Annotated in this window: 12 protein-coding genes; 8 read left to right on the forward strand and 4 right to left on the reverse strand. The window is 62.2% G+C overall.

The features are described 5' to 3' along the window. Positions 1 to 3 precede the first annotated feature (3 nt). The 8 genes from argE to WNZ15_RS12070 all read left to right on the forward strand — a co-directional run bounded on the left by argE (position 4) and on the right by WNZ15_RS12070 (position 11,354). Complete coding sequence (argE, locus tag WNZ15_RS12035; protein WP_342893225.1) at positions 4 to 1,173, forward strand: acetylornithine deacetylase; 1,170 nt, start codon at positions 4 to 6, stop codon at positions 1,171 to 1,173. Between the two features lie 119 nt (positions 1,174 to 1,292). Continuing rightward, positions 1,293 to 2,876 carry an ABC transporter substrate-binding protein gene (locus tag WNZ15_RS12040; protein ID WP_342893226.1) on the forward strand — a complete coding sequence of 528 codons (1,584 nt, stop codon included), beginning with the start codon at positions 1,293 to 1,295 and terminating at the stop codon, positions 2,874 to 2,876. Between the two features lie 77 nt (positions 2,877 to 2,953). Next, positions 2,954 to 3,928, forward strand: a complete 975-nt coding sequence (locus WNZ15_RS12045) for an ABC transporter permease (protein WP_342893227.1) — start codon at positions 2,954 to 2,956, stop codon at positions 3,926 to 3,928. A gap of 14 nt (positions 3,929 to 3,942) precedes the next feature. Then, the gene (locus WNZ15_RS12050) at positions 3,943 to 4,920 is read left to right on the forward strand and encodes an ABC transporter permease (protein WP_342893228.1); all 978 of its coding nucleotides are present in this window, start codon (positions 3,943 to 3,945) and stop codon (positions 4,918 to 4,920) included. 7 nt (positions 4,921 to 4,927) lie between these two features. Beyond that, positions 4,928 to 6,649, forward strand: a complete 1,722-nt coding sequence (locus WNZ15_RS12055) for an ABC transporter ATP-binding protein (protein WP_342893229.1) — start codon at positions 4,928 to 4,930, stop codon at positions 6,647 to 6,649. Between the two features lie 637 nt (positions 6,650 to 7,286). Beyond that, positions 7,287 to 8,870 (forward strand): HAD family hydrolase, encoded by a 1,584-nt coding sequence (locus WNZ15_RS12060; RefSeq protein ID WP_342893230.1) that lies wholly within the window; start codon positions 7,287 to 7,289, stop codon positions 8,868 to 8,870. Between the two features lie 279 nt (positions 8,871 to 9,149). Next, positions 9,150 to 10,949 (forward strand): IlvD/Edd family dehydratase, encoded by a 1,800-nt coding sequence (locus tag WNZ15_RS12065; protein ID WP_342893231.1) that lies wholly within the window; start codon positions 9,150 to 9,152, stop codon positions 10,947 to 10,949. A gap of 123 nt (positions 10,950 to 11,072) precedes the next feature. Further along, positions 11,073 to 11,354, forward strand: coding sequence for an SCP2 sterol-binding domain-containing protein (locus tag WNZ15_RS12070; RefSeq protein ID WP_342893232.1), 282 nt, complete (start codon positions 11,073 to 11,075; stop codon positions 11,352 to 11,354). A gap of 212 nt (positions 11,355 to 11,566) precedes the next feature. Here the strand turns inward: WNZ15_RS12070 and WNZ15_RS12075 are convergent, their stop codons facing one another. The 4 genes from WNZ15_RS12075 to sigJ all read right to left on the reverse strand — a co-directional run bounded on the left by WNZ15_RS12075 (position 11,567) and on the right by sigJ (position 16,151). Then, positions 11,567 to 13,168: a TRAP transporter large permease subunit gene (locus tag WNZ15_RS12075; RefSeq protein WP_342893233.1), complete on the reverse strand. Its 1,602-nt coding sequence runs from the start codon at positions 13,166 to 13,168 to the stop codon at positions 11,567 to 11,569. Between the two features lie 5 nt (positions 13,169 to 13,173). After that, positions 13,174 to 13,881 carry a TRAP transporter small permease gene (locus WNZ15_RS12080; protein WP_342893234.1) on the reverse strand — a complete coding sequence of 236 codons (708 nt, stop codon included), beginning with the start codon at positions 13,879 to 13,881 and terminating at the stop codon, positions 13,174 to 13,176. Positions 13,882 to 13,991: 110 nt separating this feature from the next. Beyond that, positions 13,992 to 14,996 carry a DctP family TRAP transporter solute-binding subunit gene (locus WNZ15_RS12085; protein ID WP_342893235.1) on the reverse strand — a complete coding sequence of 335 codons (1,005 nt, stop codon included), beginning with the start codon at positions 14,994 to 14,996 and terminating at the stop codon, positions 13,992 to 13,994. A gap of 243 nt (positions 14,997 to 15,239) precedes the next feature. Beyond that, positions 15,240 to 16,151: an RNA polymerase sigma factor SigJ gene (gene sigJ, locus WNZ15_RS12090; RefSeq protein ID WP_342893236.1), complete on the reverse strand. Its 912-nt coding sequence runs from the start codon at positions 16,149 to 16,151 to the stop codon at positions 15,240 to 15,242.

The raw sequence follows: 16,151 nt of genomic DNA on the forward strand, positions 1-16,151 counted from the left end.
CCTGTGAGCCGCACCTATTCCCCCCGTGAAATGCTGGAGAAACTGATCTCCTTCAACACCGTGTCCGACCAAAGCAACCTCGCTCTGATCGCCTTTGTCGAAGACTATCTTGCCGGTTGGGGTGTGCCGTCGCGGCGGGTGCCGGATCCGACGGGCCAGAAAGCCGCCCTGCATGCGCGGATCGGTCCCGATGCCGACGGCGGCACCGTCCTGTCGGCGCATACCGATGTCGTGCCGGTGGCCGGCCAGAACTGGTCGCACGATCCGTTCACCGCGTGGGCGGACAACGGCCGGCTCTACGGCCGCGGGGCCGCCGACATGAAAGGGTTTGCCGCAACGGTTCTGGCCAAGGTGCCGGATTTTCTCAGCGCCGACCTCCAGGTGCCGGTCCATATCGCGCTCTCCTATGACGAGGAAACCGGTTGTGACGGCGCCCGGCGCCTCATCCCTGAAATGCTGAAGCAGGGGCCACGGCCCGCAACCGTGATCGTGGGCGAGCCGACGCTCATGAAAGTGGTCACCGGACACAAGGGCATCGTCGTTCTCAGGACCAGCATCACCGGCCATCCGGTCCATTCCAGCCAGCTGCATCGGGGTGTTTCGGCGATCTCAGTCGCGGCGAAGCTGATCGGCTGGCTGGATGCCAGGACCGCCGAGAACAGGGCAAAGGCCGATCCGGACTGTCCCTTCGAGCCGCCTTACACCACGCTGCATTGCGGAACCATTTCCGGAGGACAGGCCCACAACATCACCGCGCAGCACTGCGAATTCGTCACCGACATTCGCCTGTTGCCCGGAGACAGCGCCTCGGACTGGGTCGCCGCATATCGGGCGTTCATCGAGGACAATGTCCTGCCTGGCCTCAAGGCCGTCTCCGAGAATTGCAGGATAGACATCAGCGAACTGGCGAACGTTCCGGGGCTGGGGGAGGAAGCCGAGGGCCTGGCCGAACCGATCGCGCGGCGCCTGACCGGCGACAACGGGCGCCATGTCGTTGTCTATGCCACGGAAGGCGGCCTTTTTCAGTCGCACGGCCTGTCGACCGTCGTCTGCGGTCCGGGATCCATCGACCAGGCCCACCAGCCGGACGAATTCATCGCCCTCGACCAGTTGGACCGGTGTGCCGCATTTCTGGACAGACTGCTCAAGGGAATGTCGCGAATTGCCGGTTGAACGGGTTTGAACCCAAACGGTTACGGTGTCATAGTTCAATTCGACATCATGGCGCCATGGCCCCGGACAGGGTCTGCAGAACCATGGGTTGCTTCCGGAAACCGGAAAACGAGGGGACGATGAAAAACACAAGAATTTTGGTAACCGCTGCACTTGTGGCGACGGGAACAGTGTCGGCTGTGCAGGCAGAGACACTCAAATTCGCCTTCCAGGGCACGCTGAACGCACTGGATCCCTACAGTCTCAACGAGACTTTCACCCTGTCCTCGCTCGGCAATACCTATGAAGGTCTGGTCCGGCGCGGCGCCGATCTCGCCATCGAACCGGGCCTGGCGGAGCGCTGGGAGGTCGTCGATCCGAATCGCTGGCGTTTCCATTTGCGCAAGGGCGTGAAATTCCACAATGGCAGCGACTTTACCGCCGAGGACGTGGCTTTCTCGGCCGAGCGCGTGCGCTCCGAAGGGTCCGATCTGAGCACCCGCGTGCCGGCGGGCGCCAAGGTGGAGATCGTCGATGACTACACCGTCGATTTCGTTCTCGAGGGCCCGAACCCGATCCTGCATTACGAGTGGGACACGTTCTACATCATGGACAAGGAGTGGACGACCGAAAACGACGCGGTACAAGTCACCTCCGCCTCGGACACCACGCCGAACCATGCCGCGCTGCATGCCAACGGCACCGGCCCGTTCAAAGTCGCAAGTCATGAAGCCGGTGTGAAGACCGTCTACGAGAAGAACGACACCTGGTGGGACACGGCGACCCACAATCTCGACACGGTCGAGTTCACGCCGATCGGGTCGGACGCGACCCGCGTCGCCGCGCTCTTGTCAGGCGAACTGGATATGGTCTATCCGATCCCAGTTCAGGACATCAAACGCGTCAACGACAATGCCGGCACCGTGGCCCTGACCGGACCCGAGCTGCGCACGATCTTCCTTGGCATGGACCAGACTCGTGACGAACTGCTCTATTCGGATGTGAAGGGCAAGAACCCGTTCAAGGACGCCAGGGTCCGCAAGGCCTTCTACCAGGCGATCGACATCGAAGGCATCAAACGGAAAGTGATGCGTGACCTGGCAACGCCGTCCGCCATCATGATCTCGCCGTTCCTGTTCGACAAGGCCGGCGACTTCGAGCGCTACCCCTACGATCCGGAAGCAGCCAAGGCGCTTCTGGCGGAGGCCGGGTATCCGGACGGCTTTTCCACCGGCATGGATTGCCCCAACGACCGCTATGTCAACGATGAGGCCATCTGCCAGGCCGTTGCCTCCATGCTGGCAAAGATTGGCGTGACGGTGGATCTCAACGCCCAGCCGAAGGCAAAATACTTCGCCAAGATCCTGGCTTCCGGCGGGTTCGACACATCCTTCTATCTGCTCGGCTGGACTCCCGGTTCGCTCGACAGCTGGAGCATTCTCGACAACCTGATGAACTGCCGCGACGAAGCCGGCAAGGGCTCGCCCTTCAATATCGGCGGCTTCTGCGACGAGACAATCGACCGGCTCTCGGACGAGATCCTCGTGGAAATCGATCCGGAAAAGCGGAACACGCTGATTGCCGAGACCTACAAGATCAGTCATGACAACGTCTATTACATCCCGCTGCACCAGCAGGGTCTGGCATGGGGCGTTGCTGACAACATCGACCTGGTCCAGCGTGCTGACAACCAGTTCAAGTTCCGTTTCGTGACCAAGAACTGATCCTGCTGCATGGTCCCCCGGCCTCGCCGGGGGACCATGTGGATGTCAGACACACATTCGAACATTGAAGAGCTTAAATGATTGGATTTGCAACACGCCGCTTGCTGCAGGCGATGATTGTCATGCTGGTGGTCAGCCTGCTCGCCTTCACCATGTTCCGCTTCGTCGGAGATCCGATCAATCAGATGGTTGGTGTCGAGACCTCCATCGAGGAACGCGAGGCCCTGCGTGAGCGGCTGGGGCTGAACGATCCGATCGCCGTGCAGTTCTATCACTTCCTCAGCAAGGCCGTGCGCTTCGACTTCGGCACGTCCTACCAGTTTCACCAGCCTGTTTCCGACCTCTTCGCCAAACGCATTCCAGCGACACTCGAGCTGAGTTTCGCGTCGGCGATTTTCGCGCTGGCCGTTGGTGTGCCGATGGGAATCTTCGCCGGCCTCAACCGGGAGTCGGCCCTTTCGAAACTGTTTCTTTCCGTGTCGCTGATCGGCATATCGCTGCCGACCTTCTTTATCGGCATCCTGCTGATTTTCCTGTTTTCCGTCACGCTGCAATGGCTGCCGAGCTTCGGGCGGGGCGAGACCGTCCAGATAGGATCCTGGTGGACCACCGGTTTCCTGACCGTGTCCGGCCTGAAAGCGCTGATCCTGCCGTCAATCACGCTCGGTCTGTACCAGATGACCCTGATCATGCGCCTGATCCGCGCCGAGATGCTGGAAGTGATCCGCACCGACTACATCAAGTTCGCCCGCGCCCGCGGCCTGCCGGACCGGCTGGTCAATTTCCGCCATGCGCTCAAGAACACGATGGTGCCGGTGATCACCATAACCGGCCTTCAACTCGGCGCGATCATCGCCTTCGCCACCATCACCGAAACGGTGTTCCAGTGGCCGGGCATGGGCCTGATGTTCCTGCAGGCGGTCCAGAACGTGGATATTCCGATCATGTCGGCCTATCTGCTGCTGACCGCCTTCCTGTTCGTGATGATCAACTTCATCGTCGACATTCTCTATTTCTTCATCGATCCGCGTCTGCGGGTCGGCCGGCCATAAGGGAGACAGCCCCCATGCCCACCGTCTCCAACGAAGAAGCCAAGGCAGCCGTCCAGGACCGTTCGGAAGCCGTCGCTCCCCAGGGCCGCATGGCGCGTGCCCTCGACAGTGACCTGTTTCACGCCTTCCTGAAATCCCGGATCACGGTCGTCGCCGCCATCGGCACGCTGATCCTGTTCGCGCTCGCAGCCCTGGCGCCCTGGATCGCGCCGCATGATCCCTTCGATCTGGCGTCGATCTCGATCATGGATGCCCGTGTGCCGCCGGTCTGGATGGACTATTCCGACCCGCGCTTTCCGCTCGGCACGGATGATCAGGGCCGCGATCTCCTGTCCGGCATTTTCTACGGCATGCGAATCTCCCTGATCGTCGGCTTCTGTTCCGTCATCGCAGCGGCGGTGATCGGCATTACACTGGGGCTGATCGCGGGATATGCGGGCGGGCGCGTCGATGCGATCATCATGCGGATCGCCGATGTCCAGCTGACCTTTCCGGCAATCCTGATCGCGCTTCTGATCGACGGCATCGCGAACGGCATCGTCGGCAATCTCGACCGGGAGGTGTTCGCCTTCTACATCCTGATCGTGTCGCTGGCGCTGTCCTTCTGGGTGCAATACGCCCGCACCGTGCGCGGTTCGACCATGGTGGAGAAAAACAAGGAATATGTTCAGGCCGCCCGTGTGATCGGCATTCCGCCGGCCATCATCATGGCCCGCCACATTCTGCCGAACGTGATGGGTCCGGTGCTGGTGATCGCCACCATCAATCTGGCACTCGCCATCGTGACTGAAGCCACGCTGTCTTTTCTCGGTGTGGGCATGCCGCCGACACAGCCGTCTCTTGGCACCCTGATCGCGATCGGCAACGACTTTCTTTATTCGGGCGAATGGTGGATCGCGATTTTCCCGGGGCTGGCGCTGGCCTTGCTGGTTCTGAACGTCAATCTTCTGGGCGACTGGCTGCGCGACGCCCTCAATCCGAAACTGCGGTGAGACGTTCATGAGTGTTCTTGACATCAAGGATCTGACGGTCGAGTTCCCGAGCCGGAAATCCGTCTTCGTCGCGGTCGACGACGTGACGCTGAGCGTGGAGGCCGGCAAGGTGCTGGGTGTCGTCGGTGAATCGGGCGCCGGTAAATCGACGGTCGGCAATGCCGTGATCGGTCTTCTTCAGGAACCCGGACACATCGCCCAGGGCGAAATCTACCTGCACGGGGCTCGCATCGACCAGTTGCCCTACAGTGAGAAGCGCCGTTTGCGGGGCCGCAAGATCGGCATGATCTTCCAGGATCCGCTGACTTCGCTCGATCCGCTGCAGACCGTCGAGAGCCAGCTCGTGGAGACCATCCGGACCCACCTGCCGCTGTCCTCCCGCGCAGCCCGCAAGCGCGCCGTGGAACTGATCGACGCCGTCGGCATTCCCAACCCGGGTGAACGCGTCAAGCAGTATCCGCATCAGTTTTCCGGTGGCATGCGCCAACGCGTCGTCATCGCCCTGGCCCTGTGCGCGGAGCCGGAACTGGTGATTGCCGACGAACCGACCACCGCGCTGGATGTCTCCATCCAGGCACAGATCCTGGACCTGATGAAACGGCTCTGCGAGGAGCGCAACGTCGCCATGATGGTGATCACCCACGACATGGGCGTGATCGCGGACATCACCGACCATGTCGCCGTGATGTATCAGGGCAGACTGGTCGAATACGGCGAGACCAGACAGGTGCTGGGAACCCCGAACCATGCCTATACACAGAGCCTGATTTCCGCGGTGCCGCGCCACGATGTCCGGGTCGAACGCTTTCCGGTGGTGAACTACATCGAGAAAGCCGGCACACCGCAGAAACAGATCGACATTTCCACACACTGGCTGGGGAAGGTGCGCGACTATGAAAAGGTCACCGGTCCGCTTGTCCAGGTCCGCGATCTCGACATGCGCTTCGAGACCCGCGGCTCGGTGTTCCCTTCGCGCCGGAAATACTTTCAGGCCGTCAGGAAAGTCAGCTTCGACATTCAGGAAGGCGAGACCTTCGGGCTCGTCGGGGAAAGCGGGTCCGGCAAATCGACCATCGCCCGCCTGATTACCGGCCTCTACCAGCCCAGCGGAGGCTCGGTCCAGTTCGGCACGACCGAACTGACCTCGCTCAAGAACCGCAAGGAAGTCCTGGCGATGCGCCGCCAGATGCAGATGATCTTTCAGGACCCCTTTTCCTCCCTCAACGCGCGCATGCGTGTCCGGGAGATCATTGCAGAGCCGATCCGGTTCCACCGTCTGGCCTCCGGCAACGCAGAGGTCCGGCAAATCGTCGACGATCTTCTGGATCACGTCGGCCTCGGTGCCCAGGCGGGCAAGAAGTTTCCGCATGAATTCTCCGGCGGCCAGCGGCAGCGCATCTCGATTGCCCGCGCGCTGGCCACCCGCCCCCGATTTCTCATCTGCGACGAGCCGACGTCCGCGCTCGATGTGTCGATCCAGGCGCAGATCCTCAACCTGCTGAAGGATCTTCAGGAAGAACTCGGACTGACCATGCTGTTCATCAGCCACGACCTCGCCGTCATCCGGCAGATGTGCAACCGGGTCGGCGTGATGCGCAACGGAGACCTGTGCGAGGTCGCAGATTGCGACAGGCTCTTCGAGGCCCCGCAGCATGCCTACACGCGCGAACTGCTCTCGCTCATGCCCTCGCTGGACCTGCTGTCACGCGCAAACCTGGAGACTGTCTGAAAACCCGCGCCGAAACGTGTCACGCGGGCCGGCAAGTCTCTGACAGGGAGTCTTTTTTCAGATCGGGGCGAGTCGCGCCCTTGACTCTTTCCCCGCACCGATTCCCCGGCATGCGCCCTCCGATAACCACAATCCTCTCCGGACCCGGCAGTTTTTGCCGTCCGGCGGGGAGCCCGCGGTACCGCTGAAATCGGACGCAAACAGATCACCTCACATCTACGCTGCCAACCAAACATATCCGGCTAGAAAATCAGGCCTCCGGATCCTGCCGGCAATATTTTTCGACAATTGGCACGCATTTCCAGTCGGCTCTCAAATATAAATCCCGGCTTATTCGATCCCGGCAGCTCACACTTCGGCGCCCGGCTCCGGAACGAACGGCCACCCTCCGGTTATTTTCTGAACAATACATGAGACGGCGCCAATCTGCCGTCGAAACCACCTGTGGCCAGTGCCTGGTAATTCTTCCAAGGCACTGCGCGCTTCAAGGCAAGACCGACCGCCACGCCGACCCTGTGGCATTGCCTGCGCAAGGTCCCTCCCGCATTTTTTGCCTGTCGTTTCCGGGCGCCCTGCCGACAGGGTCCGGCGTCCTGACCAGCAACCACAGCCACATAGTCACGAGAGCCCACCGGCCATGCCGAAAACAGCCCTGAATTCCGCAATCTGGTATTTTTCCATGATCCTGGCCACCGCATGTCTGGTGCTGGCGAACCTGGTTGCGGTGCCGGGGTCCTGGCCACCGGCCGGCACGGTGTTCCTGTTCGGTGCGCACAGCGCACTGATCTACAGCATGTTTTCTTCGATCTTCTCACTTCTCGCCCTGTCGTTCTCGCTCAATTCCGTGACAGGCCGACCGCTGACGATCATCACCGCACTCGCCGGCGCGTCCCTGCTGGGCACCACGCTCGTCCTGCATCACGCCGCGGGTCCCTTCGCCAGCCTGGACGGCGTCGGCGCGGGCGCCGCCAACGCGCCGGCCGTCGCAGCCGCGTTCCTGATGCTGCTGCGTGCCTTCGGCGTCGCCATTCTGCCGCCCCGTGGCGACCGCAGCGGCGTCGCGGAGGCCGGCTGGTCAGTTGCACTGGCGTTTTCGGCGGCGGCTGCGTCGTGGTTATTCGCCGGTCCCGCCGCCGTACCGGCCACGCTGGCAGCGACACTGCTGCTGGCCTGGCCGAACCTGATCGACGGCATCAACGCCTTCGCCGACAAGGTCTTTCACACGGCGGCGCTCGGGTCCGGTGCCCGGGAGCTGGCACCCGGCGCCTTTACCAGAATTGCACGGGCCCGGGACATCCTGATCGACAAGGCCGCCGTCATGTCGGGCCCCGACCTGATGGTCACCAACGTGATGGCATTCAACAACGAGCCGAAAACACTGCTTGCCGTGGCCGCCTCCGCGGAGGCGCAATCCACCCACCCGGTTGCCCATGCCCTGCGCCAGCTGGCCGCGCAGTGGCGCGTCGACCTCAGGCTGCCGGACCGGTTCGAACCCGCGCCCGGTCTCGGGGTCGTCGCCCTCCTGGGTGGACAGACCGTGGTGATCGGCACCCCGGACCTGCTGAAGACCCTCAGGATCGACAGTTTCACCGCCGATGCCATCGCCCGTTCGCTGGAAGCGGACGGCAAGACCGTGCTGCGCGTGGCCGTCGGCGGCCGGGTCGTCGGCGTGCTCGGCCTGGAAGGAACCCTTCGGCAGGACGCGGGTGTGACCGGGCAGGCCCTTCGCCAGGAGGGACTGGTGCCGTGGCTGGCCTGCGGTGACAGCCCGAAAACCCGGGAAGCCCTTGCCGGGATGCTGGGACTTGAGCTTCCGGCGGACCCGCAGCCGGGCGACACCGTCCACGAGGCGGCCGCCAGGTTTCCCGCTGCCTCCGCGCCGCTGGTCCTGACCCTGTCCGGGGACCGGACGCGCCTGGAGCTGCGGGGCAGCTCGTCCGGCGACGACACCCCCGGCACCGACACACCGCCTCCCCTGGCCGTGAGCGATACGGACGACATCGGCGCCTTTCCCGCCCTCAAGGCACTTGCCATGCGCCGCAACCTGCTGGCCGTGCATGCCCGGCGGCTGCTGCGCTGCCTTTGGGCAGCGGCGGGGATCGGCGGTGCCTGCGCGCTGCTGCCGCTCGCGTCAGCCCCGGTGCTGTTCCTCGCCTGCCTGGCCATCCTATGGGTGTTCGCGCGGTTCTCTGTCGCCGACACCCTGAAAGGAGCGCCCTGACCCGCGCTGCCTTCCCTCCCGGAACCGATTTCACAAGCCATTGCCTTTACAGCGCAGGAGAGCTGGTGTTTATCGGTTCGCAATACCAGTGGATCGAATTTGGCATCTGATACCCGGTCACGGCTGGACCCCTGTTCTTTGTCAAATTCCGGAAATTCATCAGAAACAAAAACCAGTTGTGTGGCTTTGAGGATTTCAACATTTGCAGTCGTGGTCTCGGCGCGGGAATGCGATTCATGAAATCAGGCCGCCATCGAACGCGTTGAGGGATGAGGCGCCATGAACGATATCAAAAAACCGGAACTGCGGTCCGCCGCCTGGTTCAACAACCCGGACAATCCGGGAATGACGGCGCTTTACATCGAGCGCTATCTGAATTTCGGCATCACCCGCGAGGAACTGCAATCCGGAAAGCCGATCATCGGCATCGCCCAGACCGGCTCGGACCTGTCGCCGTGCAACCGGCACCATCTCGAACTGGCCAAACGCGTGCGTGAAGGGATCCGCGAGGCCGGAGGCATCGCGTTCGAATTCCCGGTGCACCCGATCCAGGAAACCGGCAAACGGCCGACTGCGACCCTCGACCGGAACCTTGCCTATCTCGGCCTTGTCGAGCTGCTCTACGGCTACCCGATCGACGGCGTCGTCCTGACAATCGGCTGCGACAAGACCACGCCGGCCTGCCTGATGGCGGCGGCAACCGTCAACATTCCGGCGATCGCGCTTTCCGTCGGCCCCATGCTGAACGGGTGGCACAAGGGTGAGCGCACCGGATCGGGGACCATTGTCTGGAAAGCCCGGGAAATGCTCGCCGCCGGCGAAATCGACTACCAGGGCTTCATGGATCTCGTTGCCTCCTCGGCGCCGTCCGTCGGCTATTGCAACACCATGGGCACGGCCACCACGATGAATTCCCTTGCCGAGGCGCTCGGCATGCAGCTTCCCGGCGCAGCGGCGATCCCGGCGCCTTACCGGGAGCGCGGCGCCATCTCCTACAAGACCGGCAAGCGCATCGTCGACATGGTCCGCGAGGACATCAAGCCCTCCGACATCATGACCCGCGAAGCCTTCGAGAATGCCATCGTCGTCAACTCGGCCATCGGCGGATCGACCAACGCACCAATCCATCTGAACGGCATTGCCCGCCATCTCGGCGTCGAACTCGACAATGACGACTGGCAGGCGATCGGCCAGGACGTGCCGCTGCTGGTCAACCTGCAGCCCGCCGGAGACTATCTCGGTGAGGACTATTTCCATGCCGGCGGCGTGCCGGCCGTCGTCGCCGAACTGATGCGCCACAAACGGCTGCCGCATCCGGACGCGATCACGGCCAATGGCAGGTCGATGGGCGACAACTGCGCCGGCATCACCACGGACCTGCCCGACGTGATCAAGCCCTACGACAAGCCGATGAAGGAGAAGGCCGGGTTCCTGAACCTGAGAGGCAACCTCTTCGACAGCGCCATCATGAAGACCAGCGTGATCTCGGAAGAGTTCCGCAACCGTTACCTGTCCGATCCGGACGATCCGGAGGCCTTCGAGGGCCGGGCGATCGTGTTCGAAGGGCCGGAGGACTACCACCACCGGATCGACGATCCGGATCTCAATATCGACGAGCATTGCATGCTGTTCATCCGCGGCACCGGCCCCATCGGCTATCCGGGCGGCGCGGAAGTGGTCAACATGCAGCCGCCGGCGGCGCTCATCAAACGCGGCATCACGGCTCTGCCCTGCATCGGCGACGGCCGGCAGTCGGGCACATCCGGGTCGCCGTCGATCCTGAACGCCTCTCCCGAAGCCGCCGCGATGGGGGGACTGGCTCTGCTGAAGACCGGGGACCAGGTCCGTATCGACCTCAGGAAGGGCACAGCCAATATTCTTGTTTCCGATGAGGAGCTTGTGAAGCGCAGGTCGGATCTGGAAGCTGCCGGTGGATTTCCGATAGCCGAGAGCCAGACACCCTGGCAGGAAATCCAGCGTGCCATGATCGGCCAGTTCGACAAGGGCATGGTTCTGGAACCCGCCGTGAAGTACCAGGATGTGGCGCATACCAAAGGCTTGCCCAGAGACAATCACTAGGCCCTTGCGCCAGGCATCGATCCTGACACCGTGTGTCCGTATTTCAGACTTGACGATTACGTAAACGGCATGCTTCAACGGGGCCATGACGGGCGGACGCCCACTTCAAACGGGAGAAAGACGATGTCCTTGGAACAACTGACTGAGGCTGTGCGCAAGAAAGTCGCCGACGGAGGCATAGAAGACTCCGTGAAATTCGATCTCGGCGAGACCGGCATCATCTATCTGCAAGGCTCCGAGGTGTCCAACGAGGACCAGGACGCCGACTGTACGATCAAGATGTCCGCCGAGGATCTGGCCGACCTGCTGTCCGGGGATCTGAATCCGACGGCAGCCTTCATGGGCGGCAAGATGCAGGTGGAGGGCGACATGAGCGTTGCCATGAAGCTTGGCAACATCGTCTGACCGCTCTCTGTCGAGAGATTCTGCCGGCCGGCGCCTTCGGGAGCCGGCCTTTTTTGTTGCGGCAACCACGTCCGCGACCTCTGCCCGAGGACGTGCGAAAGCCGGTCTCGAAAGCCGGTCTCGAATCCGGGCCGCTGATTTGATGAAGTCCGGACTGACAAACAAAAGCGGCGGCCCGAAGGCCGCCGCGAAGACACGTGTCGGGAGCTTTTCTACCGCGTGATGATTTCCGGTCCCATCAGACTGTAGGGCAGCCAGGTGGACAGGGCCGGGAGATAGGTGATCATCACCAGGAACAGCAGCAGGACAAGCACGAACGGCGCTGCCGCCTTGACCACCTGGACCAGGCTCATGCCGGTGATCCCCGACGTCACGAACAGGTTGAGCCCGATCGGCGGCGTGATCATGCCGATCTCCATGTTGACCACCATCAGGATGCCGAGATGGATCGGGTCGACACCGAGCTCCATGCCGATCGGGAACACCACGGGCGCCACGATCAGCAGAAGGCCGGAGGGTTCCATGAACTGGCCGCCGATCAGGAGCAATATGTTGACTGCGATCAGGAACGTGAACCAGTTGAAACCGGCCTCGACCATCCAGTCGGTGATCACCTGAGGGATCTGTTCGGCGGTCAGCGTATGGGCGAACAGCAGGGCGTTGACGATGATGAACATCAGCATGATGGTCGTCTTCGACGAATCCGTCAGGACCTTCTTAGTGTCCTTGTGGACCAGGGCCGGGAAAAACTTCCAGCCGATGTAGCCCAGATTGCGGCCCCAGATCCTGCCGCCGACCGCATAGGTAGCCGGCAGCGCCGCCGGCGAAAGACCGTGGCGCAGCATCGGATAGCCGATCAGGGCGGCCAGCAGCACCGCCGCGCTGTCAATGCCGAAAAACCCGGCTCGGTCCGTGAAGACGTGGGCGAGGGCCGACCAGACGAACATGGCGATGACCGCATAGGTGATCGTCTTGAAACCGGTAAGACCCAGTTCGCCGTCATCCTCCTTGATCCAGCCGATGCCCACAAGCGGGCCCATGTCGCGATAGACGAACAGGGCGATCAACCCGGCATAGACGGCAGCCACCGCCGCGGCTTCGGTCGGTGTGAAGATGCCGCCGTAAATGCCGCCCAGAATGATCACCATCAGGAACAGGCCGACAGCCGCTTCCGACAGTCCCGCCCAGAGCTCCTTGAACCCGGCCCAGGGTTGCGCCGGCAGGTTCTTGACGCGCGCCATGACATAGATCGCGGTCATCAGCATGAGACCGGCGATGATCCCCGGAATGACCCCGGCCAGGAACATGCGCCCGACGGAGACGTTGGTCGCGGCCGCATAGACCACCATCACGATGGAGGGCGGGATCAGGATGCCGAGCGTGCCCGCATTGGCGATGACGCCGGCGGCGAATTCCTTGGTGTAGCCCGCCTGACGCATGCCGGCGATGGCGATGGTGCCGATGGCAACCACGGTTGCCGGCGAGGATCCGGACAGTGCTGCGAACAGCATGCAGGCAAAGACACCGGCAATCGCCAGACCGCCACGGATCCAGCCGACCGCGTCGATGGAAAAGCGGATGATGCGCCGGGCGACGCCACCGGTCGACATGAAGCTGGAGGCGAGAATGAAAAACGGGATCGCCAGCAGGGTGAAGTTCTGCGACGCGTTGAAGAGCTGCACCGCCACCGAACTCATCGAATCGTGACTGAACAGGACGATGTAGAGCACGGCCGACAGGCCAAGCGAAACGGCAATCGGAACACCGAGGAACAGAAAGCCGAACAGGAACATGAACAGGAATGCGGTTTCCATCGACCTTAATCCTTCAAGATGTCTTTGTTTTCAGCCACCAGTTCCTCCGCCTCGTGGGCGGCGATGATGGCGTCTTTCTTGCCTGTGAGGATCAGGACGAAGGCCTGGGCGGCACGATAGGCCAGAAGGGCCAGACCGATGGGCAGGATGATATAGGGCATCCAGCGCGGCACCCGTTCCCGGACCCCGAACCATTCCTGGACGAAACCGGGCCATTTCAGATCTTCCATGCCGATCGGCAACCGGTAGAACTTGTGCACGTATTCATAGGCACCGCCCGTAGCCCCCTTGTTTTCCAGCGACAAGAGGCTGCCGAACCAGGCGGCATCGATCAGGAGCAGGGCATAGAGCATGGTGAGGGCCGCGCCGAGCAGGGCAGCGAGGCGGAACAGGGGTCTGGGTAGCAGGTTGATCACCGCGTCGACCCCCAGATGGGCGCCGATCTTGATGCCGTAGCTCATGCCGAACAGGATCAGCCAGGCAAACAGCACGCGGGTGAATTCCAGCGCGGCACCCCAGCCGGAATTGAAGCCGTAGCGGGCCACAACCTGGGAAAACGTGACGAGGGTCATCAGCGCCAGGATTGCGGCAACGATGTTTTCATCGAGGGATGCAATGAATTTCGGCGCGATCTGATCGAGAATGACATACAGGCAAAAGAACGCGGCGGTTAACAAGAGCGGCCAGTAAAAGGCCAGAAACTCCGAACCCATTTTCCCATCCCCCAATTCGGGCGCTCATTGGCGAGCTTGTTTGTGGTTATGAGGAAGAAGGCCGGGCGGCCTTCTTCCAGTCTTGTTGCAGTCCTGTTTCAGGCAGGAGATCAGCTGGCCTTGTTGGACGCAACCGCGGCGTCGATCACATCCTGGCCGATGTCTTCACGGAACTGATCCCAGACCGGCTTCATGGTCTCGACCCATTCGTTGCGCTGTTCCGGCGTCAGAACGCGGACTTCACCGCCGTTTTCCATGATCTTTTTCTTGTTGTCTTCGTTGATCGAGGTCGAGCGCGCGTTGTACTCGTCCGTGACTTCGTTGAAGATCGTCAGGAACTGGTCGCGGACGTCCGGCTCCAGGCTGTTGAGCCACTCGTCGGAGGTCACGGCCAGGTAGGTCAGCAGCTGATGGTTGGTTTCGGTCGTGCCGTCCTGAACCTCGAAGAACTTCTGGGTGTAGATGTTGGACCAGGTGTTTTCCTGACCATCGACAACACCGGTCTGCAGCGCGCCGTAGACTTCCTTGAAGGCCAGCTTCTGCGCGTTGGCGCCCATGGCTTCGATCATCGCCACGGCGACGTCGGAGGTCTGTACGCGGAACTTGAGGCCCTTGGCGTCGCTCGGCACCAGCAGCGGCTTGTTGGCAGAGAACTGCTTCAGGCCGTTGAAGACATAGCCCAGACCGACAAAGCCGTAGTCGGACATTGCGCCCAGAAGTTCCTGACCCTTGTCACCCTTGGTGAAGGTGGTGACGGCATCCATGCTGGAAAACAGGAACGGCAGATCGAAAACACGGTATTTCAGCGTGTAGGATTCGAATTTGGACAGGGACGGGGCCGCAAGCTGGACGTCGCCGAGCAGCAGGGCTTCCATCACCTTGTTGTCGTCGAAGAGCTGCGACGACGGGAACACCTGCATGCAGGCCTTGCCGTCCATTTCGGAGTTGATGCGGTCGGCAAGAGCGGACGCCATTTCCCCTTTGGGATGGCCCTGCGCGGCAACAACATGGCTGAACTTGATGACGATTTCGCCGTCACCGCAATCATCTGCGAACGCAGACGGCGCAAAGGCGAAGGACGCTGCGGCTGCAGCGGCAATTACTAGTTTTTTCATCGGATGTCCTCCCAGACATTGAAGAATGACGGCCATTGCGGCCGGACAGCGCGGCGGCTGATCGGCTCCTCAGACGCAATCCCCGTGCCAAGTGCCTCCGAGGCGTTCAAAACCGCCCGATGCTGCAGCTTGACAGAGGGCTTGCGCCCTCATCAATCCGGAGCATGCCCCAAAAATGGGTGGAATCCGACACATGGCCCGCACAGTATGTGTCGATTCCGACACATACTGTGCGGGCCGCATTCACTGCCAGAGGGCGCCGCTTTCCGGGTCGTGCCGCAAGGGGCGGGTCAGCCTGACCAGCTTGTCCGGATTGCGGATGCTGTAGATCCGGTCGATCCGGGCGTCGGCGTCATAGCCCAGTGTCATCGCCGTCACGACCCGCGATCCGTCAAAGACGGCAACGCCGCGCAGCCCGTTGATGTCGAGCAGCTCCGGGCGGCCGCTTGACCACAGGCGGCCGATGATACGGGCGACATATTTGGCAACGGCCGCGCGTCCTTCCAGAACGCGCCTGAGAGCTGCCGTCTTGCCGCCGCCATCGGAGCTGAATTGCACCGTTTCGGACAGCAGCCCCATGAGCTGGTCCGTCGAACCGCTTTCGAGCGCCGCCAGGAAGGCGCCCAGCATACGGTCCTGGTGATCGGGTGCGGGAACGTATCTCGAGGCCGGATCCTGGAGGTGTCTGCCTGCCCGCGACACGAGCTGGCGGCAGGCCTGCTCGCTCACGCCCAGCACGGCCGCCACCTCCGGATAGGATTTGCCGAAGACCTCGCGCAACAGATAGGCCGCGCGTTCCCTGGGACTGAGCCGCTCGAGCAGCAGCAGAAAGGCCGTGGTCAGCGACTGGGCCCGGCCCAGATCGCGTTCCGGATCGGACCCGGCCTCGATCTGCAGCGGTTCGGGGATCCAGGGGCCGACATAATCGACCCGTTGCCGGTGCGCGGCCTTCAGATGGTCCAGGCAGCAGTTGGTGCAAACGGAGGTCAGGAAACCTTCCGCATTGGCGACCGGTGCCCTGTCCGCCTGGCGCCATTTCACGAAAGTGTCCTGAACGGCGTCTTCCGCGTCCGCCATGGACCCGAGCATGCGGTAGGCAAGACCGAGCAGGCGCGGACGCTGCGCAGCGAAAATATCCGTGTCCGAACGATCCAT

The organism is Roseibium sp. AS2 (genome assembly GCF_038900065.1).
Lineage (GTDB): Bacteria > Pseudomonadota > Alphaproteobacteria > Rhizobiales > Stappiaceae > Roseibium.

Bases quoted from the DNA above. Each gene is read 5' to 3' on its own strand.
- WNZ15_RS12040 (WP_342893226.1), top strand. From the start codon at position 1,293: ATGAAAAACACAAGAATTTTGGTAACCGCTGCACTTGTGGCGACGGGA.
- WNZ15_RS12055 (WP_342893229.1), top strand. From the start codon at position 4,928: ATGAGTGTTCTTGACATCAAGGATCTGACGGTCGAGTTCCCGAGCCGG.
- WNZ15_RS12075 (WP_342893233.1), bottom strand. From the start codon at position 13,168: ATGGAAACCGCATTCCTGTTCATGTTCCTGTTCGGCTTTCTGTTCCTC.
- WNZ15_RS12060 (WP_342893230.1), top strand. From the start codon at position 7,287: ATGCCGAAAACAGCCCTGAATTCCGCAATCTGGTATTTTTCCATGATC.
- WNZ15_RS12045 (WP_342893227.1), top strand. From the start codon at position 2,954: ATGATTGGATTTGCAACACGCCGCTTGCTGCAGGCGATGATTGTCATG.
- WNZ15_RS12080 (WP_342893234.1), bottom strand. From the start codon at position 13,881: ATGGGTTCGGAGTTTCTGGCCTTTTACTGGCCGCTCTTGTTAACCGCC.
- WNZ15_RS12065 (WP_342893231.1), top strand. From the start codon at position 9,150: ATGAACGATATCAAAAAACCGGAACTGCGGTCCGCCGCCTGGTTCAAC.
- WNZ15_RS12070 (WP_342893232.1), top strand. From the start codon at position 11,073: ATGTCCTTGGAACAACTGACTGAGGCTGTGCGCAAGAAAGTCGCCGAC.
- WNZ15_RS12085 (WP_342893235.1), bottom strand. From the start codon at position 14,996: ATGAAAAAACTAGTAATTGCCGCTGCAGCCGCAGCGTCCTTCGCCTTT.
- WNZ15_RS12050 (WP_342893228.1), top strand. From the start codon at position 3,943: ATGCCCACCGTCTCCAACGAAGAAGCCAAGGCAGCCGTCCAGGACCGT.
- sigJ (WP_342893236.1), bottom strand. From the start codon at position 16,151: ATGGATCGTTCGGACACGGATATTTTCGCTGCGCAGCGTCCGCGCCTG.